Here is a 23,670-nt window from a genome sequence, read left to right on the forward strand (position 1 = left end):
GTTAGCAAGAAAGCCTGATTCTTTACGGAGCCATGGCCGGTTGCGGTCGGAGAGCAGCCGCCAGCGCGGCGTCCATTCCGGGGTACGCCCACGCGAACCCCGCCTGCGACAGCACCCCCGGCAGCACCCGCTGACTGCGCTGCGCCTCACCGGCCAACTCGCCGATCGCCAGGTCCAGCACCGGGCCGGGCACCGAGAACAGGGCGGGCCGGCGCAACAACCGGGCCAGCTCCCGGGTGAACTCGGCGTTGGTGACCGGGCGCGGTGAGACCAGGTTCACCGGGCCGGACAGGTCCTCCCGGTCCAGCAGGAACTCGGCGGCGGCCAGCCAGTCGGGCAGCGCGATCCAGGCCATCCACTGCCGTCCGCCACCGATCCGGGCGCCCGCGCCCAGCTTGAACGGCAGCAGAAGCGGCTTGAGCAGCGAACCGTCGGCGTCGATCGTCGGAGCGGTGCGCATCAGCACCACGCGGATGCCGGCGTCCTCGGCCGGGCGGGCGGCGGCCTCCCACACCCGGCACAGGTCGGCCAGGAACGTGTTGCCGGCGGTGGCCTCCTCGGTGACGGCCTGATCGCCGGTGTCGCCGTACCACCCGACGCCGGAGGCCTGGAGCAGGACCCGGGGACGCTCGTCCGGGGACAGCCGGCCGATCATCCGGGCGAGGGTGTCGGTGGTGTCGATCCGGCTGGACCGCAGCACCCGCTTGTACCGCTCGGTCCACCGGTGGTCGCCGACATTCGCCCCGGACAGGTTGATCACCGCGTCCGCGCCGGACAGCACCGCCTGGTCCAACTGGCCCTGGGACGGATCCCAGGACGCCTCGTCGGGCCGCTCGGAGGGACGCCGGACCAGCCGGACGATGTCGTGGCCGCTCTGGCGCAGCCGTTCGGCGAGCCGGGTGCCGAGGAATCCGGACGCTCCGGCCATGACTATCCGCATGCCTCTTCCTTTCCCGAAGATCGCTCGTTTCAAAACAGGACCGGGGGTACGCCGTCGCGGCGTACCCCCGGTCCCGTGTCGCCCTTACAGACCCAGGTCGGCCTCGAAGTGGCCGCCCTCCAGACGCTCCTTCAGCGTGCCCAGGAAGCGGGCCGCGTCCGCGCCGTCCACGATCCGGTGGTCGTAGCTCAGCGCCAGGTAGACCATCGACCGCGGTGCGATGATCTCGCCCAGGTCCGGGTCGTTCACGATCACCGGGCGCTTGACGACCGCGCCGAGACCGAGGATGCCGACCTGCGGCTGGTTGATGATCGGCGTGTCGAAGAGCGCGCCCCGGCTGCCGGTGTTGGTCAGCGTGAAGGTGCCGCCACCGAGCTCGTCCGGCCCGATCTTGTTGTTGCGGGTGCGCTCCGCCACATCGGCGATCCGCTTGGCCAGGCCGCCCAGGTTCAGGTCACCGGCGTCCTTGATGACCGGGACGACCAGGCCCTTCGGCGCGTCCACCGCGACGCCCAGGTGCTCGGCGCCGTGGTAGGTGACCGTGCCGGCCTCGACGTCGATCGAGGAGTTGACCACCGGGTGCTGCTGCAGCGCCTCGACCGTGGCCAGGGCGAAGAACGGCAGGAAGGTGAGCTTCACGCCGTGCTTGGCCTGGAAGGCGGCCTTCGCCTTGTTCCGCAGGTTGGCGATCTTGGTGACATCCACCTCGACGACCGTGGTGAGCTGCGCGGACACCTGCAGCGACTCCACCATGCGGCGGGCGATCGTGGCCCGGATCCGGGTCAGCTTCTCGGTGCGGCCACGCAGCGGGCTCGGCTCCGCCTTGGCGGCGGCCTTCTCGACCGGTGCGGCAGCCCTCTCGGCCTGGGCTGCCGGGGCCGGGGCGGCCTTCGCGGCGGCGGCCTTCTCAGCCGCGTCGATCACGTCCTGCTTACGGATGCGGCCACCCACGCCGGTGCCGGTCAGGGTGGACAGGTCCACGCCCTTCTCGGCGGCCAGCTTGCGGACCAGCGGGGTGACGTAGCCGGCGTCGCCGGCGCCGTTCGACTCGACCGCGACGGGCGCCGGAGCGGCCGGGGCGGGCGGGGCCGCCGGAGCCGGCTGCTTGGTCTCCGCGGCGGGCGCGGGCGTCGCGTAGGACTCGCCGCTGACCTCCGGCGCCGGAGCGGTCTCCACCTTCGGCGCGGGCGCCTGGGCGGGGGCCGGAGCGGGCGCAGGCTTCTCCGGCTCGGGCGCCGCGGCCGGGGCGCTGCCCGGCGCGCCGATGACGGCCAGCACCGCGCCGACGTCCGCGGTCTCGTCCTCGCCGACCCGGATCTCCAGCAGCGTGCCGGCGGCCGGCGACGGGATCTCCGTGTCGACCTTGTCGGTGGAGACCTCGACCAGCGGCTCGTCCGCCTCGACCTCGTCGCCGACCTGCTTCAACCAGCGGGTGACGGTGCCCTCGGTGACGCTCTCGCCGAGCGCCGGCAGTTTGACGCTGGTGCCTTCGGCCCCGCCCGCACCAGTGGTCGAGGTCGGGGCGGGCGCCTCCTCCTCGACCGGCTTCTCGGTCGACGGGGTGACCGGAGCGGCGGGCTCCGGCTCCGCGGCCGCCTGCTGGGCCGGCGCGGGCGCGGCCGAACCGGCGTCCTCACCCTCCCCGGCGATGACGGCCAGCTCGCTGCCGACCTCCGCGGTCTCGTCCTCGCCGACCACGATCCGGGTGAGCACACCCGCGGCGGGCGACGGGATCTCCGTGTCGACCTTGTCGGTGGAGACCTCGAGCAGCGGCTCGTCGGCCTCGACGCGCTCGCCCTCCTGCTTGAGCCAGCGTGTCACCGTTCCCTCGGTGACACTCTCACCCAGCCGCGGCATGGTTACCGATACCGGCATCTTTTCCCAAACTCCTTAACGCGGTGAACGTTCGAATCAGCTTCAGCTGTGCGCGTGCAGGGGCTTGCCCGCGAGCGCGAGGAAGGCCTCGCCCAGCGCCTCGTTCTGCGTCGGGTGGGCGTGTACGAGCTGAGCGACCTCCTCGGGGAAGGCCTCCCAGTTGGTGATCAGCTGGGCCTCGCCGACGAGCTCACCGACCCGCGCGCCCACCATGTGGACGCCGACGACCGGCCCGTCGTTGACCCGGACCAGCTTGATGAAGCCCGCGGTCTTGAGGATCTGGCTCTTGCCGTTGCCTGCGAGGTTGTAGTTGTACGTCGAGACCTTGTCCGCGCCGTACTGTTCCTTGGCCTTGGCCTCGGTGATGCCGACCGACGCGACCTCCGGGTCGGAGTAGGTGACCCGCGGGATGCCGGCCTCGTCGATGACGGCCGGCTTCTTCCCGGCGATCTCCTCGGCGACGAAGATGCCCTGCTGGAAGCCGCGGTGCGCGAGCTGCAGGCCGGGCACGATGTCGCCGACGGCGTAGATGTTGCCGACACCGGTGCGCAGCCGCTCGTCCACGATCACGAAGCCGCGCTCCATGGTGATGCCCTGCTGCTCGTAGCCCAGGTTGGCGGTCGTCGGGCCGCGGCCGACCGCGACCAGCAGCACCTCGGCCTCGAGGGTCTCGCCGCCGGCGATGGTGACCCGCACGCCGCTGTCGGTGTGCTCCACCTTCTCGAACGGCTTGCCGACCTTGAAGTTGATCTTCCGCTTGCGGAACGCGCGCTCGACCTGCTTCGAGATCTCCTCGTCCTCGGCGGCGACCAGGCGGGGCAGGGCCTCCACGATGGTCACGTCGGCGCCGAACGACTTCCACACGCTGGCGAACTCGACGCCGATGACGCCGCCGCCCAGCACGATCGCGGAGGCCGGGACCCGGTCCAGCTTGAGAGCGTGCTCACTGGTCAGCACCCGCTTGCCGTCGACCTCGAGGCCGGGCAGCGAACGCGAGTAGGAGCCGGTCGCCAGGATGATGTTGCGGCCGGTGTAACGCTTGCCGTCCACCTCCACCGTGTCCTTGCCGACGAGCTTGCCCTCGCCCTGCACCACGGTGATGTTCTTGTTGTGCGTGAGCAGGCCGGTCAGGCCCTTGAAGAGACGGCCGACCACACCGTCCTTGTAGGCGTTCACCCCCGCCATGTCGATGCCGACGAGGTCCGCCTTCACACCGAACTGCTCGCTCTCGCGAGTCTGGTCGGCGATCTCCGCGGCGTGCAGCAGCGCCTTCGTGGGGATGCATCCGCGGTGCAGGCAGGTCCCGCCGAGCTCGGCCTTGTCGATCAGAGCGACCGAAAGATCGAACTGGGCGGCCCGGAGCGCGGCCGCATAGCCGCCGCTTCCCGCGCCGAGAATGACGATGTCGAAGGTTCCGCCGTTGGGCTGGCTCACGTTGACTCCAGTGGTCGCATCGTCTCCGGTGTGGGTCACACAATGGAAACGGTCACAGTCCCGTCACCGACATCTTGTCACTTCTCGGCCCGGTCAATGCAGTCAGGTGCCCCACGACACTCTGGCCCGACGTACCCTTGCGGGATCGAAAGTGAGGTGAAGCGGTGGCGTGGTTTCGGCGGCGTCCCCGATCGGGCGGGCCCGGCGGACGGCCGGTCAACCGCGCCGATCTCGAGCATCTTACGCAATTCGTTCGCTCCCGGCGGGGAGTCGAGGCTTTCATCGAGCCACAGACGACGGTGACCGAGACCACCCTGTTGCTTGTCGCACACGACGGCGAGTGGACCAGGCGGCGGATCGAGTCCCCTGAGGCCGCCCGCCGCTTCGCCCATCAGCTGTCGATGCCGGTCTACGACGTCCGGCTGCTGGGCTATCCACAGCGGATGCGCGACTACAACGAGCGGCAGCGGCGCCGCCCGGCCTGATCACCGGGCGGCACGACCGTCCTCAGACGAGATCGTCGATCACCTGGAGCAGTGTGCGGACCGGCACGCCCGTCCCGCCCTTGGTCCAGTACCCGTTCGCCTCACCGGTGTGATAGCTGGGGCCGGCGATGTCGATGTGCGCCCACTCCACCCCCTCGGTGACGAACTCCCGCAGGAAGACGCCGCCCTGGAGCATGTGCCCGGCGCGGTCCAGATTGGCGTTGGTCTGGCAGATGTCGGCGATCTCCGACTCCATGCCCTTGCGCACGTCGTCCGGCAACGGCATCCGCCAGGCCGGCTCGCCGACCGCGGCGCCGGCCGTCTCGACCAGCCCGGTGGCCTCGTCCGAGCCCATCAGGCCGGAGATCCGCTTGCCCAGCGCGATCACCTGCCCGCCGGTCAGCGTCGACGTCTCGAACAGGTAGTCCGTGCCGTCCGCGCACGCCCGGGCCATCGCGTCACCCAGCACCATCCGGCCCTCGGCGTCGGTGTTGAACACCTCGACCCGCTTGCCGTTGAACATGGTGATCACATCGCCCGGCCGGTACGCCGACCCGGACGGCATGTTCTCCGCGATCGCCAGGTAGCCGGAGACCGCCACACCGGGCCTGAGCGCGGCCACCGCGATCATCGTGGCGGCCACCGCGGCGGCGCCGGCCATGTCCGACTTCATCTCCCACATGCCGGCGGCCGGCTTGATGCTGACGCCACCGGTGTCGAAGGTGATGCCCTTGCCGACGAGAGCGACCCGCTTCGGGTCGGTCACACCGTCCGGCGTGTAGGTCAGCTTCACCAGCCGCGGTGGCGCCTCGGAACCCTGGCCGACCGCCACGATCCCGCCGTACCCACCGGCCTTGAGCTGCTCGAAGTCGAGCACCTCGACCGCGAGGCCGGCCTCCGACGCGGCCGCCGCCACCTGGTCGGCGAGGTCCGCCGGGCGCAGCGCGTTCGGTGGGGTGTTGACCCAGTCCCGGGTCAGGCGCACCGACCTGGCGACGATCTCGGCCCGGCGCAGCTCGGCCGCCGCCGCCTCGTCGGCCGCGTCCGGCACGTGCAGGTGCAGCTCGGCGACCGGGTCCCGGCGGCCCTTCGCCGGCTTCGACTTGTAACCCGCGAAGCGGTAGCCACCGAGCAGCGCGCCCTCCAGCACCGCGCGCAGCACCGGCGGGGCGTCCGCGTCGTCCGGCACCGGCAGGGCCAGCACCACGGCGCCGCTCCCGGCCAGTGCCCGGACCGCCGCGCCGGCGCCCCGGCGCAGCGTCTCCAGATCCGGCGCCGGACCGTCCGGCTCGGCGCCGAGACCCACCGCGACCAGCAGCGGGGCGGCGATCGTGCCTAGGGTGGCCAGCTTGGTCACCTCGCCTGGCGCTCCGGTCGCGCCGAGCAGAGCCAGCGTCGAGATCAGCTTGCCGTCGAACGCCGCGGCGATGCTCTCGGCGCCGGAGGCCGGCAGCAGGCTGCCCTCCTCGTCGGGCTGGCTGTGCAGGCCGATGACGATGGCATCGACCGCCGATTCGGCCGGGTCGGTGTCGACCAGGCTGAGGGTGGGCTGGGTCACTCGGACACTCCGGGACGTCTGGGCCGGGGCGGCGCCGGTAGGCGCGCTCCCGGCTGTTGGGAAAACGGTGTTGTCCCCGCGACTCTAAACCTGGCCAAGGTCACCGGTAAGTTGAGTCTCATGTCTGCCGAGCTTCTTCAGTCTCCCCTGCATGCGCGCCATGTCGCCCTGGGTGCGAAGTTCGCCGCCTTCGGCGGTTGGGACATGCCGCTGGAGTACGCCGGAGGCGGCGTCCTGAGGGAGCACGCGGCGGTCCGCGAGTCGGCCGGTGTGTTCGACGTGTCGCACCTCGGCAAGGCCCGGGTCCGTGGCGCCGGCGCGGCAGCGTTCGTCGACTCCTGCCTCACCAACGACCTGGGCCGGATCACCCCCGGCAAGGCGCAGTACACGCTCTGCTGCGACTCCGGTGGCGGCGTCGTCGACGACCTGATCGCCTACCTGTTCGGCGACGACCACGTCTTCCTCATCCCGAACGCGGCGAACACCGCCGAGGTGGTCCGCCGCCTCACCGAGGCCGCCCCGGCCGGCGTCACCGTCACCGGAGAGCACCGGTCGCACGCCGTCCTCGCCGTGCAGGGCCCGCGGTCCGCGGAGATCCTCGGCGAGCTGGGCCTGCCCGCCGGCCACGGCTACATGTCCTTCGTCACGGCCGCCTTCGCCGGTACCGAGCTGGTCGTCTGCCGTACCGGATACACCGGCGAGCACGGCTACGAGCTCGTCGTGCCCGCCGACGGCGCGCCCGCCGTGTGGGACGCGGTGATCGCCGCCGGGGTGCGCCCGTGCGGCCTCGGCGCCCGCGACACGCTGCGTACCGAGATGGGCTACCCGCTGCACGGCCAGGAGCTGAGTCTCGACATCAGCCCGGTGCAGGCCGGCGCCGGCTGGGCGGTCGGCTGGAACAAACCGGAGTTCTGGGGCCGGGAGGCGCTCATCGCGGAGAAGGCCGCCGGTCCCCGGCGCCGGCTGCGCGGGCTCGAACTCACCGGGCGCGGCATCCCCCGCGGCCACATGGCGGTGTACGCCGGGGACCGCCGGATCGGCGAGACCACCAGCGGCACCTTCTCACCGACGAAGAAGTCCGGCATCGCCCTGGCCCTCATCGACACCGCGCCGGGCCTCGCCGACGGCGACCTCGTCGAGATCGACATCCGGGGCCGCCGCACCGAGGCCCGCCTCGTCAAGCCGCCGTTCGTCAGCCCGTCGGTCCGCTGAGGTTCAGAGCCGGGGCAGCGTCCGCCGGCCGGTCCGCTGAGGGTGAGGGCCGGGGCAGCGTCCGCCGGCCGGTCCGCTGAGGGTGAGGGCCAGCCGGCCGGCCCGCTGTGAGGGGCGGAGCCGACAGCGTCAGCCCGTCGGCCCGCTGAGGGTGAGGGTCAGCAGCGTCACGGTCACCGCGCACTCCACGGCCGCGCCCAGGACATCGCCGGTCACGCCACCGAATCGGCGTACCGTGTGGCGCACCAGAAGGACCACCGCGAGCATCGCGGCGGCGACGGCGGCCGGCCCCTGCCACGGACGGCCCGGCACGGCGGCAAGCGCGAGACCCGCGACGCAGGCCGCGGAACACAGCACCGCCGGCAGCGGGACGCTGGAGGCGACCATCGCGCCGAGCCCTTCCGGCCGTGCGGCGGGCACGCCCCGGCGGCAGGCCACGGTGACCGCGAGCCGCCCGGCGGCCCACGCGGTCACGATCGCCCACGGCCCGGCCGCGGTGAGCGCGCCGGCCTGGATCAGCAGCGTCGCGGCCAGCGCCGCCACCCCGAACGGTCCGATGTCCGACTTTTTCATGATCTCGAGGGCGGCGGCGCCGGACCGGTACGACCCGAGCGCGTCGATCGTGTCCGCCAGCCCGTCCAGATGCAGCCCCCGGGTGAGCAGCGCGCCCGCCGCCACCGTGACGGCGGCCGCGACCAGCGCCGGCGACCCCAGCGCCGACAGGCCCTCGTGCACGCCGGCCAGGATCAGCCCGAGCAGCGCCCCGACGGCCGGCGCCACCGCCATCGCCACGGCCGCCGCGGACCGGTCCACCCGGCCGGCCCGCAGCGGCAGCACGCTCAGCGTGGTGACCGCCAGGCGGATGCCGTCAAGCACTCGCGGTCGTCGCCGGGCCCGGCCCGCGCGGCTCCGGCTCGGCGAAGTCGATGTCGTCCTCGTCGTCTTCGAGATCCTCGTCGTCCTCGAGGTCTTCGGCGTCCGCGTCCAGGCCGTCGTCGCCGAGCTCGTCCAGCAGCGCCGGATGCACCTGTGACGCCGACGCCAGCCCCACCGCCGTACGGATCAACGGCAGCACCGCCAGAGCGTTCGCCCCCTCGCCCAGATCGAGCCCCACCTGCAGCACCGGGGTCAGCCCCAGCACGTCGGCGCCCTGCTTGACCAGCGCCAGCGTGCCCGCCTCCGGCAGCAGGCACCAGTGCCGGGTCTGACTGGCCAGATCCCGCGCAACGAGACCCGCCGCGATGCCGAGCGGCCCGTCCACCAGCACCGGGACACGCCGCGCCGCCGCGCCGAGCAGCACGCCGGTGGCGACCGCCACGTCCAGGCCGCCGATCTGGCGCAGGATGTCGGTGGCGCCCCGCGGCTCCTGCCGGATCCGGTGCAGCGCGTCACGGATGGCCGCGCAGCGCACCATCCACGCCGTGTCGTCGAAACGCCCGCCCGGCCGCAGCACCCGGGGCAACGTCGCGACCGGCTCGGCCCCGGTCGTGGCGGCCAGCACCGCGGTCGCCGCCGCCTCCGTCCCGGCGCCGATCCCGGCCAGCACGATAGCGTCCCGGCCCGCGTCGGCGGCGCCGTCGGCAAGCTGCCAGCCCTCGCGCAGCGCGGCCTCGACCGCCTCCTCGCCGGCGACCGGACCGTCCTCCATGGGGCCGGTCTCCGCCGTGCGCAGCACCGCGATGTCGGCACCCGCCTGACCGGCCAGCCGGCCCAGCAGGCCACCGCCCGCCTCGGCCTCGGCGACCCGGCGCTCCACGTCGGCGGCGTCCACCCCGGCGGCCGCGCCCCCGGTGTGCCGGCCGGCGATCACCACGACCCGTACGCCACCCCACGCCCGCGGAGTGACCGAACTCTGGGTGGCCGCCGCGAACTCGATCACCTCGCCGAGCGCGCCGAGCCCGCCGCCGGGCAGGTCGATGGTGACGAGGCGCTCCCGGGCGTCCGGGCCGGCGTCGCTGCTGGGCAGCGGCAGATCCATGCCCGGCTTGATCTCGGTGAGCCCGGAGACGACCAGCGGCAGCGTCATCGTGGACCCGCTCAGCGCGTCGGCCACGACCGGCACCGGCTCGGGCGCGGCGGGCGCGGCCGGCTCCACCACGGTGGGCGGCTGTGCGGGCGGCGGCGGGGGCGCCGGCGTCGCCGGGGCGGCCACGGCCGGGACCCGCGCGGTGGCGGTCACCGGAGCAGGAGGCGGCGTGTCCTCGAACGGGCCGCCCTTCAGCCACGTCGGCTGACCGGCGACGACCAGCGCCACCCCGTCACACACCGACGCCAGCTCCTGATTCGTGGTCCCCAGCGCGTCCGCGAACGCACGGCCCACCGGCGTCACCGGCACCAGCGACAGCCCGACCTCCGGGCTGACCAGCACCACCCGCGCCGCGGTGTCGCGCACCGCCGCGGCCAGCGCCGCCACGTCCGCCTCGTCGTCCTTGGGCTGCCGGGCCGGGTCCAGCACCGCGGCCACCCAGCCGCCCAGGTCGTCGACGAGCAGCGTCTCGTCCGGACCGGCCTGCGCGATCAGCTCGGTGAGCCGCGCCGGGCCGGCGCCGGTCTCCTCGGTCGTCCAGGACTGCGGCCGGCGCAGCTGGTGCGACTCGATCCGCGCACGCCACTCGGGGTCGTCCTCGCCGCCGACCGCGGTGGCCACGTAACGCACCGACGGCGCGGAGGCCACGAGCGATTCGGCGAACCCCGATTTACCGGAGCGGATCCCGCCGAGCACCAGAACCGTGTTCCACCGATCTTCGGACATGCCCCGTACCTTAGAGCGTCGCCTCCGGAACCGATGGCTGGGCCGCTCCCCGCTTCCGCGACCTTCCGAAACCGACGCTGGAGCCGGACCGCACGCGCTGACGCCGTAGGGTGGAAGCCCACCGAGACACGCGACGTGAGGGGGCGGCTCAATGCCGTGGAGTTGGCGCTACGAGGATGTCGACGGTAAGCCGGTCGAAGGTCCGGCCGAGACGTTCAGCAGCCAGGCGGACGCCGAGTCCTGGATCGGGCAGGAGTGGCGGACTCTGCAGTCGACCGGCGTCAGCCTGGTCACGCTGGTCGAGGACGACCGGGTCGACTACCAGATGAGTCTCCAGCCGGCGGACTGACGTGACCTACGAACCGGTCTACACCCGTACGCCGCGCAACGCCTTCGTACCGAGCCCGGTCTTCGTCGGCATCGTCGCGATCTTCGTGGTCAGCGGCGTGATGACCTGGACCCGTTTCGGCAACGTCGGCATCGACGTCTTCCTGTTCGTCATCTCGGGCTGGCTGATCTCGCTCTGCCTGCACGAGTACGCGCACGCCGTGACCGGCTACTTCTCCGGCGACCTGAGCGTCGCCGACCGCGGCTACCTGCGGCTCAACCCGTTGAAGTACACGCACCCACTGCTGTCCATCGTGCTGCCGGTGGTCGTGGTGATCCTCGGCGGCATCGGCCTGCCCGGCGGCGCCGTCTGGATCGACCACCAGCACATCCGCAGCCGGGTCAAGGCCTCCCTGATCAGCGCGGCCGGCCCGCTCACCAACGTGGTGCTGGCGCTGGTCGTGGCGGTGCCGTTCCTGGCCGGTCTCGCCCCGGAGCTGTCCCAGGACGTGACCGGCCGTTACACGGTGAGCGGCTCCGCCGAGCATCTGGAGTTCTGGGCCGCGCTGGCCCTGCTCGCCTTCCTCCAGGTCACCGCCAGCGTGCTGAACTTCCTGCCGGTCCCCGGCCTGGACGGCGGCAACATCATCGCCCCGTGGTTCAGCCCGGCCTACCAGCGGGCGTGGAACGTGGTGGCGCCCTGGGGCTTCCTCATCCTGTTCCTGCTGCTCTGGCAGACACAGGTCGGCGACTGGTTCTTCGGCCTGGTCAACTGGATGGCCGAGCTGATCGGCGTGCCCACCTGGCTGTACGCCTACGGCTTCGAGCTGCTCCGCTTCTGGAGCTGAGCCTGGCGGCGCTCAGGGGCGCTCGGCCGGGCTGGAGGTGAGCGACGGGTCGCGGGTCACGACCGGCTCCACGATCTCGTCGATCGCCTTCAGCAGGCCGGCGTCCAGCCGTACCCCGGACGCTTTGACGTTGTCCCGGACCTGCTCGGGCCGGGACGCGCCGATGATCGCCGCGGACACGTTCGGGTTCTGCAGCACCCACGCCACCGCCAGCTGCGCCATCGTCAGCCCGGCCTCGTCGGCGAGCGGCGCGAGCCGGGCCACCGCGGTCAGCACGTCGTCCTCCAGCCACCGGGCGATGAACCCGGCCCCGGACTTCTCGTCGGTGGCCCGCGACCCGGCCGGCGGCTGCTCCCCGGCCCGGTACTTCCCGGTCAGCACCCCCTGCGCCAGCGGCGACCAGACGATCTGCCCGAGCCCCAGCTCCTCCGACGCCGGCACCACCTCGGCCTCGATCACCCGCCACAGCATCGAGTACTGCGGCTGGTTCGACACGAGCCGGACCCGCAGTTCCTTCGCCAGCGGCGCGGCCGCCCGGATCTGCCCGGCGGTCCACTCGGACACCCCGATGTAGTGGGCCTTGCCCGCCCGCACCACGTCGGCGAACGCCTCCATCGTCTCCTCGAGCGGAGTGTGAACGTCGTACCGATGGGCCTGGTAGAGGTCGACGTAGTCGGTGCCGAGCCGGCGCAGCGACCCGTCGATCGACTCCAGGATGTGCTTGCGGGACAGACCGCTGTCGTTCGGGCCGGGCCCGGTCCGCCAGAACACCTTCGTGAAGATCTCCAGGCCCTCCCGGCGCTCACCCTTGAGCGCCCGGCCCAGCACCTCCTCGGCCCGGGTCCCGGCATAGACGTCCGCGGTGTCGAACGTGGTGATGCCGCAGTCGAGGGCGGCCCGCACGCACGCGGCGGCGGCCTCCTCCTCGACCTGTGAGCCGTGAGTGATCCAGTTGCCGTAGGCGATCTCGCTGACCAGCAGGCCGGAACGGCCGAGATGACGGAATTCCATCCCCCGACCGTATCCCTACAGAACGGGCCGCGCCTCGTCCGGCAGCAGCTCCACCACCGACGCCGGATCCCGGTGACCCATGTCGACGAGCGGCTCACCCTGCCGGTCCAGCGCGCCCCACAGCCCCGCCGCGTCACGCACCAGGAACGCCGACGGATGGATCACCACGGCCGCGTGCACCGCCGGCAGCACCAGCTGCCCGGTCCGGTCCAGCACCCCGAACCGGTCACCGGCGTCCACCACGGCCAGACCCTCGTCGGTGAACCCGTCGACCGGCCCGCCCACGTGCAACACCGTCACGAACCGCCGGAACCGCGGCCGCACCGCGATCCGCCCGTGCCGGTCCACCGCCCCCCAGACGCCGGCCTGCCGGATCACCGCCAGCCCACGCCGGAACGGGCGCGCGTCCTCGAACCCGGCCGGCGCCACGACCAGCCGGTTCTGCCGGTCGATCGCGAACCAGCCGGTGTCGTCGCCGCGGGACACCCAGGCCAGCCCCTCCGCGAACCGGCCCACCGTCAGATAGCCGTGCGCGGCGGGAATCACCAGTTCACCCGTCTGGTCGATCAGCTCCCAGGCGTACGAGTCGGGGCGCCGCACCCAGGCGACACCCTCGGAGAACGGCTGCGCCTCGGCGTACCGGGGTTCCACCGCGGCGGCGTACCCCCACAACCCGGCACCGTCGTCGAGCAGCGGCACCGGCGCCTCCGGCAGACCCAGCAGCTCATCCCGGGTACGCGGGTAGGGACCCCACCCGTTCCCGGTCCGCCGTGCGATCGCGTCCAGCGCCAGCTCGATCCGCTCCACCAACTCCGGATCCTCACCCCGGCGTACGTCCAGCGCCCGCTCGAAATGGTTCACCGCCTCCAGATAGCGGCCCTGCTCGAACGCCGACCGCCCGGCCAGCTCACTGATCTCGGCCCGGGTCCGCGACGGCAACTCCACCGAGTCGGCCTGCGCGAACAGCCGGTCCGCCTCCGCGAACTCGCCCCGCCACTGCAACACGTGCGCCAGCCGCGCCTGCGCGATCGACACCTGCCGCAGCTCGCCGCTGGCCTCCGCGTGCCGCAGCCCGGCCCGCCCGTCCGCGACGGCCTCGTCCAGTTCACCGAGCACCCGCGACACGACGGCACGCAGCCCCAGCAGCCCGGCCCGCACGTTGTCGCGCTCCGCGTACTCCAGCCGGTCGGTCAGCCGGTCCACCAGATCCCACAGCCGGTCCGGGTCGTCCACCTGCTCCCGCAACGTCTGCGGATCGAACGCCCACGCGTAGGACGCCAGGATCTGCTCCGGATCGGCCCGCCGCCGGTCAGCCGGCGCCCGCTGGTCACGCCGCTGCCGAACCGGCTCGGTCCGGGCCTCCGGCCACACTTCCCGCGACCTGGCTGCCACCACGGCAGCCGCCGCGCCCTCAGCCTCGTCCCGCTCCGGCGTCACCCCATCGAGGTGTACGCGCTGAGCACCCGAATCCGGCCCTTCTGCGTCCGGCACGTGGTCCTCGCGCTCGGCCGCCACTCCGGCGGGCACCGTCCGGGACGCGTCCTCCGGGCCGGCGCCGACCTCGTCGCTCACCGGATCGTTCACGTTCTCGACGGCGGCGTCATGGCCGGCGCCGTCGGTCACCTCGGCGCCGACTGCGGCCGGTCCTCGATCCACGTCGCTGACCGGGCCGTCCGCGGCGCCATCGGCCCCGTCCGCAAGGCCGTCGACGATCTCCACAGCCTGACCGGCGCTCTGCCCGGGTCCGGCATCGCCCGCCGAACCGGTCTCGTCCACGGCGGCTTCGTTCGTGCCGGTTTCGTTCGTGCCGGTTTCGTTCGTGCCGGTCTCGTTCGCGGCAGCCGCGTTCGTGCCGGTCTCGTTCGCGCTGGCCTCGTCTGTGAGGCCGGCCGGACCCTCCGCCGGCCGGTCGATGCCCTCGACACGGTCGCCGCGGTCCGCCGTGAGTCGGTGTGAGGCTTCGGCCGGTTCGCTGGTGGCCGCCGCACGCTGGATGTCGTTCTCGGCGTGATCGCCGGCGTTCGCCGCGAGCCGGACGGTGGCTTCGGCAAGGCCGTCCGAGTCTGCCGGAAGGCCGGAACTCGCGGTGACCACCGCGAGCGGCTCCGAAGGCCGGTCGCCCATCCGAACCGAGTCGCCGGATCCCCCGAGGAAGACGGTCGCCTCCGCGTGATCGTCCGTCTCGTCCCGGCTGTCCACCGAAACGACCGCCACGTGCGGGACTGCCCCGTCTTGCGACGGGAACGAAGCCGGCCCGGTCTCCTCGCCTGCCCCGCCGTCCTCGGACGAGGACCCGGCCCGCGTTTCGAAGTCGTCCGACCCGGTCGCCGTGGAAGTCCCCGCCACACCATCCTCAGGGGCGCTGTTCTCCTCACCCGGGATGTCCGGCAGGTTCCCGCCTGCCGCGGGCGAAGCCGTACCCGGGTCGGTGAACTCTGCCGCCGGATCAGCGTCATGCCCCCGCTCAGCGGCGGGGACAGGACCCGGCTCGGCGGCGATTCGCTGCTCAGCCGGGCTGTGCCCGGCCACGGCGTCCCCGTCGGCGGCGATCCCCACGGGGATCGGCTCATCCGCGCGGCCCGGCACCTGGCCGTACTCGTCCACAGCCGCGGAGGTTTCCGCGTCGGCGAACTCACCGGCGTTGCCGGAGGCGTCATCCGCGTCGGTGAGGAGAGCCCGCTCAGGCGCGTCGTGCACCCCGGCGGAGGAACCACCGGCGCCTTCGGCTGCCTCGGCCTCAGCGGTGCTGGTGAGATGGCCGGCGTAGAGGCGTTCCGTCGCGTCGGCGGTGTCGTCCGTGTCGGTGTGGGGGTTGCTGGTGTCGTCCTCGCCGGCGGGTTCCGGTGTGCTGGTGGTCCCGGCGTGGGAGTGGGTGCTGTCCGGTGTTTCCCTGATCGGGGTGTACTCGGCGGTGGCGTCCCGGCCGGTGAGGTCGTCGGCGTTCGGCCGTTCCGCCGCGTCGGGAGCGTCCTCGGTGTCGTCGGACGCCTCAGCCGTCTCGGCCTCAGCGGTGTCACCGTGGCGGTGTTCCGTCGTGGCGCCCTCGCCGGTGGGTTCCGGTGTGCTGGTGGTCCCGGCGTGGGAGTGGGTGCTGTCCGGTGTTCCCCTGATCGGGGTGTACTCGGCGGTGGCGTCCCGGCCGGTGAGGTCGTCGGCGTTCGGCCGCTCCGCCGCGTCGGGAGCGTCCTCGCCCTCATCGGTGTCGGCGTGGTGGCGTTCCGTTGCGTCGGCTGCGTCGTCCGTGTCGGTGTGGGAGTTCCCGGCAGCGTCCTCCATATCGACGTACGCCTCGGACTCCGCGACCTCACCGGTGTCGGTGAGGTAGTCGGCGTAGAGACGCTCCACCGTGGCAGCGGCGTTGCCGGGGACGTCCTCGGCGTGCGGTGCGGTCGTTGTGCCGGCCGTTTCGGCGGGGGAGCCGTCGGTGTGGTCCGGCGCTCCCTCGGGCTCACCGGTGTCGGTGAGCTGGTCGGCGTAGGGACGCTCCACCGTGGTGGGGGCGTCGTCCGCGCCGCTGTGGGACGGCGTCTCGACGGTGGCCGTGGTGTGTTCGGCGTCGACGAGGTGCGCGGTGGCGGGCTCCGGCGTGACCGGTGTGTCCGCCGCCTCGGCGGTGCCGTCCGGGGACTCCTCCGATGAGGCCGGGGCGTGTTCCGGCACGGCGTCGTCGGCTCCGCCCGGGGCGAACCAGCCCAGCGGCCGGTTCGGGTCGGCGGCCTCTTCAACGGGGGCGGCGGGTTCGGGGTCGGAGAGGGGCACGCGGGTCGGGGCTCCGAGACCACTCATCGACAACAGCCAGCCGAGGCCGTGCGTCTCCGGCTCCTCACCGGCGGGCTCGGAACCGCCCGGCCCGCCGGCGACCGGGGCGATCGCCGGCTCGGCCGCGAACGGCTGTCCCGCCGCGGCGTCGTGCCCGGACTCCGCCGGGTGTTCGCCCATCATGTCGGTGGGCGCCGCATGGCGAGGATCAATCGCCGCGCTGTGCCGGCCAGCCTGGGCCTGGACCGCCTCCACACCGTGGCGCGGCCCGCCCGCGGCCGTTTCGGCTCCCGGCTCCGCCGCTTGACCCGAAGCCAGGTAAGCGGCCACCGCACGCGGATCGATGGTCTGTGTGCGGTCCTCGCCCACCACCGCACGCGGGTCGGTGGTCCGGGTAGCGTCATCGGCCTGCGTACGGGGGCCGGCGGTCCGGGTGTGGTCCTCGGCCTGCGCCCGTGGGCCGACGGCCTGCGTGTGGTCCACGGCCGGCGCATGCGGACCGATGGCCCGAGTGCGGTCCTCAGCGTGCCCGAACGCCTCGGCCCCGGTCCGCCGCAGGTCGAGCGGACGGGTCGGGTCCTCGGGATCCGAAGCCGCATCGTGTCGCCCGGCCGCGGCCGGGGTTTGACTCATGCGCCTCGGGTCGAGCGGACGGGTCGGGTCCTGGCCCCGATAGCCCGCTTCCGTGAACGAAACCCCGGACATCGGAGCCGGAGCGCCATGACCGGCAACCGGACGATCTCCCGCAAACCCTGAATCGGGTACGACCCCGTCGTGTCCACCCGCTCCGGTGGGCCCACCCATCGGGTGCCCACCGGCGGGATCGGTGGCCGCGGGTGTGCTGACCGGCCCAGAACCCGGCGTCATCGTCCCAGGCATGGTCAGCGCCTGGGTGGCCTCCGGCACGGGGCGCCCATGCGCGAACGCGCCATCGGCACCCTCCTGCCCCGAGCCCGGTACACCGTGCCCCGAGGCCCGGACGTCTTGGCCCGCTACCGGCACAGTCTGGCCCGAGCCCGGGACGGCTTGGCCCGAGCCCGGGACGGCTTGGCCCGAGCCCGGGACGGCTTGGCCCGAGCCCGGGACGGCTTGGCCCGAGCCCGGGACGGCTTGGCCCGAGCCCGGGACGGCTTGGCCCGAACCCGGAACGGCTTGGCCGGCGCCCGGAACGGCTGGGATCGCCTGGCCGGAGCCCGGAACCGCCGGGCCGGCACCTGGAATGCCTCGCCCGGAGCCCGGAACCGACGGCCCCGGGACCGGCTGGCCGGTGCCCGGAGTCACCCGGTCGGGATCGCCGGCGGGCACACCCGGGTGGAACGGCATGGCCGGCCCCGAGACGGGGGCGACACCGGCGGGCGCCGACATACCGGGCGTCTGGCCCGGTACGGCCGGGTAGACGGCGGCCGGCGGCACGGCGGCCTGCGGAGTGACACGGGTCGGCTGCGGGGCCGGCCGCGACGGCGCCGGGGAGTTCCGTTCCTGAGGCGCCGGCCGCAGGTCGAACGGGGCGTCCGGGGTGCGGCCTTCACGCGGCGAGCGGCGTTCGTCGGCGTATGCCGGGAATGTCTCGGCGGACACCGGGCGGGTGGCGCCGAAGGCCGGTGAGACCGGTCCGGCGGCCGGGCGTGCCTCTCCACCCTGCCGGGGCACGATCTGCTCCGGCGAATGACGACGGCCCTGATAGCCGTGCTCCTGCTCGGGACGTCCCGAACCGGGCACGAAGCCACCGGAGGCGGCGGGCGCCACCGGGCCACCGGAACGTCCGGGTGGCGACTGCTCGTGCCCCGGGTGGCCGCCCTGCTCGAACTGCCCGGGCACACTCTGCCCGGAGGGCACCGGGCCATTCTGGCCCGGCACACCGCGCCCGGGCATGACCGGCACACCGCGCACAGGCGGCACCGCCCCGCCGCGGACGGGCGGAGTCGTCCCACCTCGAGCGGGCGAGACGGGCCCACCGTGTCCCGGCGAGACGGACTCACCGTGAGCCGGCGGAACGGGTCCACCGTGAGCTGACGGAACGGGTCCACCGTGAGCTGACGGAACGGGTCCACCGTGAGCCGGCGGAACCGGCCCACCGTGCACAGGCGCGCCGGGTCCGCCCGAACGGCCCGGCGGAACGGGAGCCGCGGAAGCCGCACGTCCCAGCGGGTTCGGCCCACCAGGGGACGGCGGTCCGGCAGGGGAACCCGGCCCGCCGTAAGGATTCGCGCCGCCCGGGGACGCCGAGCCGCGCGGACCGGGTGACACCGGAGCGCCGTGCGCGGCCGGCCCGCCGGGGACGGCGTGGGGACCACCGGACGGGGCCGGGCCGAAGGGGGCACGGCCGGACGCGGCGGGGGACACCGGGCGGTTGCCGTACCCGCCGGGCTGTTGCGGCCCGCGAGCCCAGCCGCTGCCGCCGGGCGCGTCGGTGGGCGTGGGCTGCTGAGGAACGCGGGCGGCCGGGGCCCGGCCGGCACGGCCGGGAGAGACCGGCGCGGACGGCATCGGGTGGCCGGGGTTGACCGGCACGGTGGACCGGCCCGGAACGCCGGGGATTCCAGGACCACCCGGCCCGGCGGGACCGCCGGGCTGCGCCGGGCGGGCGGAGCCGTACTGGCCGCCCGGTTCGCCGGAGCCGGCCGCGCGCCCGTAGACCGGAGCCGACCCGCGCCGCTGGTCAGCCGCGCCGGGACCGCCGGCGGTGCCCGGTCCGTGGTTCTGGTCGACGCGTTCGGGCATGTGTACGGGCCGGTTCCAGGACGGCTCGTCGCGTGCGGCGGCGGGCGTGACCGGGCGCGGGTCCTCGGGCCGGGGAGCGGGAGGGGTGACCGAGGCGCGGCCGCGCCCCGCGCCGCTGACGGGCGCCGAACTGGCGGGGCCGGAGCCGCCGCGGGACGCCTCGTAGACGGGCGTGTGGACAGCCTTGCGGCGGCCGGGGTCGCCCGGGTAGCGCTGACCGGGAAGCGGCTCCCACTCCCAGGTGATCTCGTAGACCCAGGCGGGTTCGTCGTCCCAGCCGTCGGCGCTCGGCCGGGAGGCCCAGCCGTTCATCGGGCACCCAGCGGGTGACCCGTCGAAGGGCAACGCTCCGTCACGGCGAACTCCACCTGTCAAGAAAAATGGGCCGCGTCCGGCCGGGGACCCGCGTAGAGTCGCCCGGCTCCGTTGCGGGGTTTCGAGAGGAGATTAACGGCGTGGACCAGCGAGACGCCAGCGTGCCGACGATCTCTCGAATAGGTCCGTTCCGCGCTTCCTTTACTACTTTCGGTGCGCTGATAGGGTCGGGTTTCCGGCGGTACGCGACCTACCGGCAAGCCACCATAGCCGGAACGTTCACGAACATCGTGTTCGGCTTCCTCCGCTGTTACGTACTGCTCGCGGTGGCCGCGAGCGCCGCCGGGCACCGTCCGGCCGGATACACGGCCGAACAGCTCGCCACCTACGTCTGGGTGGGGCAGGGGTTACTCGCTGTCATCGGCCTCTGGGGGTGGACGGAGCTGGCCGACCGGATCCGCACCGGTGACATCGCGGCCGACCTGTTACGTCCGGTGCCCCCGCTGGCCGGTTTCCTCGCCGCCGACCTGGGCCGGGCGCTGCACGGCATGGCCACCCGGTTCGTTCCGCCGCTGGTGGCGGGTGCGATCTTCTTCCCGCTGCACACGCCGACCCGATGGCAGACGGTGCCGCTCTTCGCCCTCTCGATCGTGCTCGCCGTGGTGATCTGCTTCGCCTGCCGGTTCGTGGTGAACGCGACAGCCTACTGGCTGCACGACGCCCGTGGGCCGATCACCCTGTGGACGCTGAGCGCGGGCGTGCTCGGTGGCCTCTACTTCCCGTTGCGGCTGCTGCCGGAGGATCTCACGGTGGCGCTGTGGGTGGCGACGCCGCTGCCCAGCCTGTTGCAGGCGCCGCTGGACGTGATCGCCGAGCGCGACGGTCCGGCGTTGCAGGCCGGCCTGGTGGCGTTGCAGGTGTTGTGGGCCGTCGTGATGCTCACGGTGGGCGCGCTGGTGCAGCGGCGGGCCGAGCGGCGGCTGGTGGTCCAGGGTGGGTGAGCTGCGCGCCTACGCCGCTCTCGGGGCGGCCCAGGTGCGGTCGGCGACGGCGTACCGCGCGTCGTTCGTGATCGAGCTGTTCGGCAACATGGGCGCCACGGTCTTCGACGTGCTCACCGTGCTGGTGCTGTTCCGGGTCACGCCGGCGCTCGGCGGGTTCTCGCTGGCCCAGGCGATGTTGATCACCGGGTTGAGTGCGGCCGGATTCACACTGGCGGACTTCGTGGTGGGCAACGTGGACCACCTGAAGACGTACGTCCGGGCCGGAACGCTGGACGCGGTGCTGGTCCGGCCGCTGGGCGCGCTGCCGCAGCTGCTGCTCATGGATCTGCCGATCCGTAAGGCGCTGCGGGTGGTGTTCGGGTTCGTGGTGCTGGCCGTGGCGGTCGCCGCCAACGACGTCGACTGGACGCCGGCCCGGGTGCTGCTGCTGGTGGTGACACCGGTCGCGGCGGCCGTCTTCTTCGGGGCGATCTTTGTGCTGAGTGCCAGCCTGGCGTTCTGGTGGGTGGAATCGGGGGAGGTGGGCGCGGCGTTCACCTACGGCGGGCGGGACTTCACCACGTACCCGATGTCGGTTTTCGACGGCTGGTTCCGCGGCCTCTTCGCGTACGCCCTGGGTTTCGCCTTCGTGGCCTATCAGCCGGCGCTGGCGCTGCTCGGCCTGGCCGATCCGCTCGGCCTGCCGGCCTGGGCCGGCTTTCTCTCCCCGCTGGTCGCGCTCGCCGCGGCGGCCGTCGCCGCCGTCGTCTGGCGCGCCGGGATCCGTCACTACCGGAGCACAGGTTCTTAACGACATCCCCACGGATGAATCCGGGGGATTTCCCAGCTCGGACCGCATCTGATCCACCGTCCCGGAAGGAGGCGATCTGATGTCTGACGACCAGCTGCACCCGCTAGTCACCTGCGACTCGTAGTGGAGAGGTATGTCGAGAACCAGTGCAACGTGTGACCAGACGCCCATCCGCCCTGACCGCGGAGGGCTATCCCTGACCTGCTCCACGGGCAAATCCGATTCCTTCCACGGCTGAAGCCGGGGGTTTCACGGGAGGTCTTTCGATGATCGAGATGCGCGAGCTGCGCAAAGATTTCACGGTACGGGTGAAAGCCGGCCGCCTGCGAAGAACGAAACGAACCGTCTCCGCCGTGGACGGCGTCTCCCTGAGCATCGGCCGTGGCGAGATGGTCGGCTACATCGGGCCGAACGGCGCCGGCAAGTCGACGACCCTGAAAATGCTGACCGGCGTGCTGACCCCGTCGTCGGGGGAGGTGTCGGTGTGCGGCCTGGCCCCGGTGCCGCAGCGCACCCGGCTGGCGTTGCGGATCGGTGTGGTGTTCGGCCAGCGTTCGCAGCTCTGGTGGGATCTGCCGTTGGGGGAGTCGTTCCGGCTGCTGCGGCACATCTACCGGGTGCCGGCCGCCGAGCAGGCGTCCCGGCTGCGCCGCTGCCGCGAGCTGCTGGATCTGGACGCTTTCCTGGACACGCCGGTCCGTCAGCTGTCGCTGGGCCAGCGGATGCGCGGCGAGTTGACGGCCGCCCTGTTGCACGGCCCGGAGGTGCTGTTCCTGGACGAGCCGACGATCGGCCTGGACGTGGTCAGCAAGCAGGCGGTCCGTTCGTTCCTGTCCGAGCTGGGTTCCTCCGGTGACGTGACGCTGGTGCTGACCACGCACGATCTCGCCGACATCGAACGGCTCTGCGAGCGTCTCGTGGTGATCGATCACGGCCGGGTGGTGCACGACGGCAGCATCGAAGCGCTGCACGCCCGGTACGGTTCCCGCCGCAGCATCGTCGCCGACCTGGCCGAGCCGCTGCCGGACGGGTTCGAGCTGCCCGGCACGAAGCTGGCCGGGGTGACGGCGAACGGTCACCGGGTCACCTTCACCCTGGAGTCGGCGACGGCCGGCGCCGCGGTGGCCGGTCTGGTCGCGGCCGTCAACGTCCGGGATCTGTCGCTGGTGGAGCCGGACATCGAGGACGTGGTCGCGAGGCTGTACCGGGCTTGACGGCCTCGCTCCGCCCGGCGGGGGCGGCTATCGGTGCTCCATGACGAGGATGGCCCAGGAGTTCGGCTCCAGCGCCTCGTAGCTGTGCGGCACGTCGCCCGGGAAGGTCACGTAGTCGCCGGGCCCGACCTCGACGAGTTCGGCGACCGGGCCGACCCGGATGCGGCCGGCGGACACCACGATGTGCTCGACGCTGCCCGGGATGTGTGGTTCCGCGTCGCGTCGCGCGCCCGGTTCGAGCTCCAGGACGTAGATGTCGCGCCGCGCGTTCGGCGCGCCGGTCGCCAGCAGGGTGCCGTAGAAGTCGGCGTTGTCGGAGCGCACCCGGGGGCCCTCGCCGGCCCGGATGACCCGCACCGGTGAGACGGGCGGCTCGATCAGCCGGCTGAACGGGATGCCGAGCGCCACCCCGAGCGCCCACAGCGTCTCGATGCTCGGGTTGCCGGCGCCCGCCTCCAGTTGGGAGAGCGTCGATTTCGCCAGGCCGGCGCGGCGGGCCAGTTCGGCGAGGGAGATCCCGGCCCGGTCGCGTTCCCGGCGCAGGTTCGCCGCGATGAGGGCCAGCGGGGGCGCGGGCTGTTGCATGTTCGCTCCATCGGTCTCATCGTTCGGTTTGACGAACACTCGGAAGTCGTTCAATATTTCGAACTATGGGTACGTTATATCGAACACGTGCGCAGCTTCGGGACATCGGCGCCCTGGCCGCGGCCACCCTCGCGGTGGGCGCGTCCTTCGGCGCCATCACCATCGCGTACGGGCTGCCCGCCTGGGTACCGGTCGTCATGTCGGTACTGATCTTCGCCGGTGGCTCCCAGTTCCTCGCCGTCGGCCTGCTGGCGGCCGGCAACCCGGTCGCCGCCGTCCTGGCCGGCCTGCTGCTCAACGCCCGGCACCTGCCGTTCGGCCTGGCCGTCGCCGACGTGCTCGGCACCCGCTGGCGGGACCGGCTGGTCGGCGCGCACGTCATGACCGACGAGACCGTCGCGTTCGCCCTGGCCGAGTCCGCCCCGGAGGCCCGCCGGAAGGTCTACTGGCTGGTCGGGGCCACCCTGTTCGTGGTCTGGAACACCGGAGTCGTGCTCGGCGTCCTGCTCGGCGGCGCGACCGGCGACCCGGGCGCCCTCGGCCTGGACGCCGCGTTCCCGGCCGGGCTGATCGCGCTGATCCTGCCGTCGCTGCGGGACCGGGACACCCGCCTGGTGGCGGTCACCGGCGCGGCCCTCGCGGTGCTGCTCACCCCGGTGCTCCCGGCCGGACTGCCGGTCATGTGCGCTCTGCTCGGCCTGCTCGTCCTCTTCCTCCCGCGCCGCCCATCGACCACCCCGGAGCCCGCTCCGCGCCGCCCGCCGACCACCCCGGAGCCCGCCCACCGCCGCCCGCCGACCACCCCGGAGCCCGCCCACCGCCGCCCGCCGACCACCCCGG

General features: G+C 73.1%; 17 protein-coding genes. 8 read left to right on the forward strand and 9 right to left on the reverse strand.

What is annotated here, in order from left to right:
* Window positions 1-22: 22 nt before the first annotated feature.
* The 3 genes from AB0I88_RS32685 to lpdA all read right to left on the reverse strand — a co-directional run bounded on the left by AB0I88_RS32685 (window position 23) and on the right by lpdA (window position 4,249).
* Window positions 23-940: a TIGR01777 family oxidoreductase gene (locus AB0I88_RS32685; RefSeq protein WP_361033534.1), complete on the reverse strand. Its 918-nt coding sequence runs from the start codon at window positions 938-940 to the stop codon at window positions 23-25.
* An 84-nt stretch (window positions 941-1,024) separates the two neighbouring features.
* Window positions 1,025-2,815, reverse strand: a complete 1,791-nt coding sequence (gene sucB / locus AB0I88_RS32690; protein WP_361033537.1) for a 2-oxoglutarate dehydrogenase, E2 component, dihydrolipoamide succinyltransferase — start codon at window positions 2,813-2,815, stop codon at window positions 1,025-1,027.
* Window positions 2,816-2,857: 42 nt separating this feature from the next.
* Window positions 2,858-4,249, reverse strand: coding sequence for a dihydrolipoyl dehydrogenase (gene lpdA / locus AB0I88_RS32695; RefSeq protein WP_361033540.1), 1,392 nt, complete (start codon window positions 4,247-4,249; stop codon window positions 2,858-2,860).
* A gap of 164 nt (window positions 4,250-4,413) precedes the next feature.
* On the opposite strand from lpdA, the gene AB0I88_RS32700 reads away from it, so the two are divergent.
* Window positions 4,414-4,734, forward strand: a complete 321-nt coding sequence (locus AB0I88_RS32700; protein ID WP_361033543.1) for a hypothetical protein — start codon at window positions 4,414-4,416, stop codon at window positions 4,732-4,734.
* A 22-nt stretch (window positions 4,735-4,756) separates the two neighbouring features.
* Here AB0I88_RS32700 and AB0I88_RS32705 read toward each other — a convergent pair whose 3' ends face one another.
* Complete coding sequence (locus AB0I88_RS32705; protein ID WP_361033546.1) at window positions 4,757-6,292, reverse strand: leucyl aminopeptidase; 1,536 nt, start codon at window positions 6,290-6,292, stop codon at window positions 4,757-4,759.
* Window positions 6,293-6,412: 120 nt separating this feature from the next.
* On the opposite strand from AB0I88_RS32705, the gene gcvT reads away from it, so the two are divergent.
* A complete protein-coding gene (gene gcvT / locus AB0I88_RS32710; protein WP_361033550.1) occupies window positions 6,413-7,504 on the forward strand; it encodes a glycine cleavage system aminomethyltransferase GcvT in 1,092 nt (363 codons plus the stop codon).
* 129 nt (window positions 7,505-7,633) lie between these two features.
* On the opposite strand, the gene AB0I88_RS32715 is transcribed toward gcvT, so the two are convergent.
* Both AB0I88_RS32715 and AB0I88_RS32720 read right to left on the reverse strand, forming a co-directional pair.
* A complete protein-coding gene (locus AB0I88_RS32715) occupies window positions 7,634-8,380 on the reverse strand; it encodes an adenosylcobinamide-GDP ribazoletransferase (RefSeq protein WP_361033553.1) in 747 nt (248 codons plus the stop codon).
* Entirely contained in the window at window positions 8,373-10,256 is a 1,884-nt protein-coding gene (locus AB0I88_RS32720) for a bifunctional adenosylcobinamide kinase/adenosylcobinamide-phosphate guanylyltransferase (RefSeq protein ID WP_361033556.1), read from the reverse strand. Before AB0I88_RS32720 ends, AB0I88_RS32715 begins: the two co-directional genes overlap by 8 nt.
* A gap of 151 nt (window positions 10,257-10,407) precedes the next feature.
* Between AB0I88_RS32720 and AB0I88_RS32725 the strand changes: the two genes are divergently transcribed.
* Together AB0I88_RS32725 and AB0I88_RS32730 are read left to right on the forward strand one after the other, a co-directional pair.
* Window positions 10,408-10,605, forward strand: coding sequence for a hypothetical protein (locus AB0I88_RS32725; protein WP_361033559.1), 198 nt, complete (start codon window positions 10,408-10,410; stop codon window positions 10,603-10,605).
* 1 nt (window position 10,606) lies between these two features.
* A complete protein-coding gene (locus tag AB0I88_RS32730; protein ID WP_361033562.1) occupies window positions 10,607-11,431 on the forward strand; it encodes a site-2 protease family protein in 825 nt (274 codons plus the stop codon).
* A gap of 12 nt (window positions 11,432-11,443) precedes the next feature.
* Here AB0I88_RS32730 and AB0I88_RS32735 read toward each other — a convergent pair whose 3' ends face one another.
* Entirely contained in the window at window positions 11,444-12,442 is a 999-nt protein-coding gene (locus AB0I88_RS32735) for an aldo/keto reductase family protein (RefSeq protein ID WP_361033565.1), read from the reverse strand.
* 15 nt (window positions 12,443-12,457) lie between these two features.
* Window positions 12,458-16,684, reverse strand: coding sequence for a WG repeat-containing protein (locus tag AB0I88_RS32740; protein WP_361033568.1), 4,227 nt, complete (start codon window positions 16,682-16,684; stop codon window positions 12,458-12,460).
* A gap of 2,843 nt (window positions 16,685-19,527) precedes the next feature.
* Here AB0I88_RS32740 and AB0I88_RS32745 point away from each other — a divergent pair.
* From AB0I88_RS32745 to AB0I88_RS32755, 3 genes are all read left to right on the forward strand, one after another.
* A complete protein-coding gene (locus AB0I88_RS32745; RefSeq protein WP_361033571.1) occupies window positions 19,528-20,238 on the forward strand; it encodes an ABC-2 family transporter protein in 711 nt (236 codons plus the stop codon).
* A complete protein-coding gene (locus AB0I88_RS32750) occupies window positions 20,231-21,031 on the forward strand; it encodes an ABC-2 family transporter protein (protein WP_361033573.1) in 801 nt (266 codons plus the stop codon). The genes AB0I88_RS32745 and AB0I88_RS32750 overlap by 8 nt, the downstream gene beginning before the upstream one ends.
* A 266-nt stretch (window positions 21,032-21,297) precedes the next feature.
* Complete coding sequence (locus tag AB0I88_RS32755) at window positions 21,298-22,245, forward strand: ATP-binding cassette domain-containing protein (RefSeq protein WP_361033576.1); 948 nt, start codon at window positions 21,298-21,300, stop codon at window positions 22,243-22,245.
* 27 nt (window positions 22,246-22,272) lie between these two features.
* Here AB0I88_RS32755 and AB0I88_RS32760 read toward each other — a convergent pair whose 3' ends face one another.
* Window positions 22,273-22,830, reverse strand: a complete 558-nt coding sequence (locus tag AB0I88_RS32760; protein WP_361033579.1) for an XRE family transcriptional regulator — start codon at window positions 22,828-22,830, stop codon at window positions 22,273-22,275.
* Between the two features lie 65 nt (window positions 22,831-22,895).
* On the opposite strand from AB0I88_RS32760, the gene AB0I88_RS32765 reads away from it, so the two are divergent.
* A partial coding sequence (locus tag AB0I88_RS32765; protein ID WP_361033582.1) for an AzlC family ABC transporter permease occupies window positions 22,896-23,670 on the forward strand: 775 nt, incomplete at its 3' end.

Source organism: Actinoplanes sp. NPDC049802 (assembly GCF_040656595.1).
Taxonomy (GTDB): Bacteria; Actinomycetota; Actinomycetes; order Mycobacteriales; family Micromonosporaceae; genus Actinoplanes.

What these genes read in the sequence shown, in the direction of transcription:
- AB0I88_RS32685 (WP_361033534.1), bottom strand. Translation starts at nt 940, where the DNA reads ATGCGGATAGTCATGGCCGGAGCGTCCGGATTCCTCGGCACCCGGCTC.
- sucB (WP_361033537.1), bottom strand. Translation starts at nt 2,815, where the DNA reads ATGCCGGTATCGGTAACCATGCCGCGGCTGGGTGAGAGTGTCACCGAG.
- gcvT (WP_361033550.1), top strand. Translation starts at nt 6,413, where the DNA reads ATGTCTGCCGAGCTTCTTCAGTCTCCCCTGCATGCGCGCCATGTCGCC.
- AB0I88_RS32720 (WP_361033556.1), bottom strand. Translation starts at nt 10,256, where the DNA reads ATGTCCGAAGATCGGTGGAACACGGTTCTGGTGCTCGGCGGGATCCGC.
- AB0I88_RS32725 (WP_361033559.1), top strand. Translation starts at nt 10,408, where the DNA reads ATGCCGTGGAGTTGGCGCTACGAGGATGTCGACGGTAAGCCGGTCGAA.
- AB0I88_RS32735 (WP_361033565.1), bottom strand. Translation starts at nt 12,442, where the DNA reads ATGGAATTCCGTCATCTCGGCCGTTCCGGCCTGCTGGTCAGCGAGATC.
- AB0I88_RS32755 (WP_361033576.1), top strand. Translation starts at nt 21,298, where the DNA reads ATGATCGAGATGCGCGAGCTGCGCAAAGATTTCACGGTACGGGTGAAA.
- AB0I88_RS32760 (WP_361033579.1), bottom strand. Translation starts at nt 22,830, where the DNA reads ATGCAACAGCCCGCGCCCCCGCTGGCCCTCATCGCGGCGAACCTGCGC.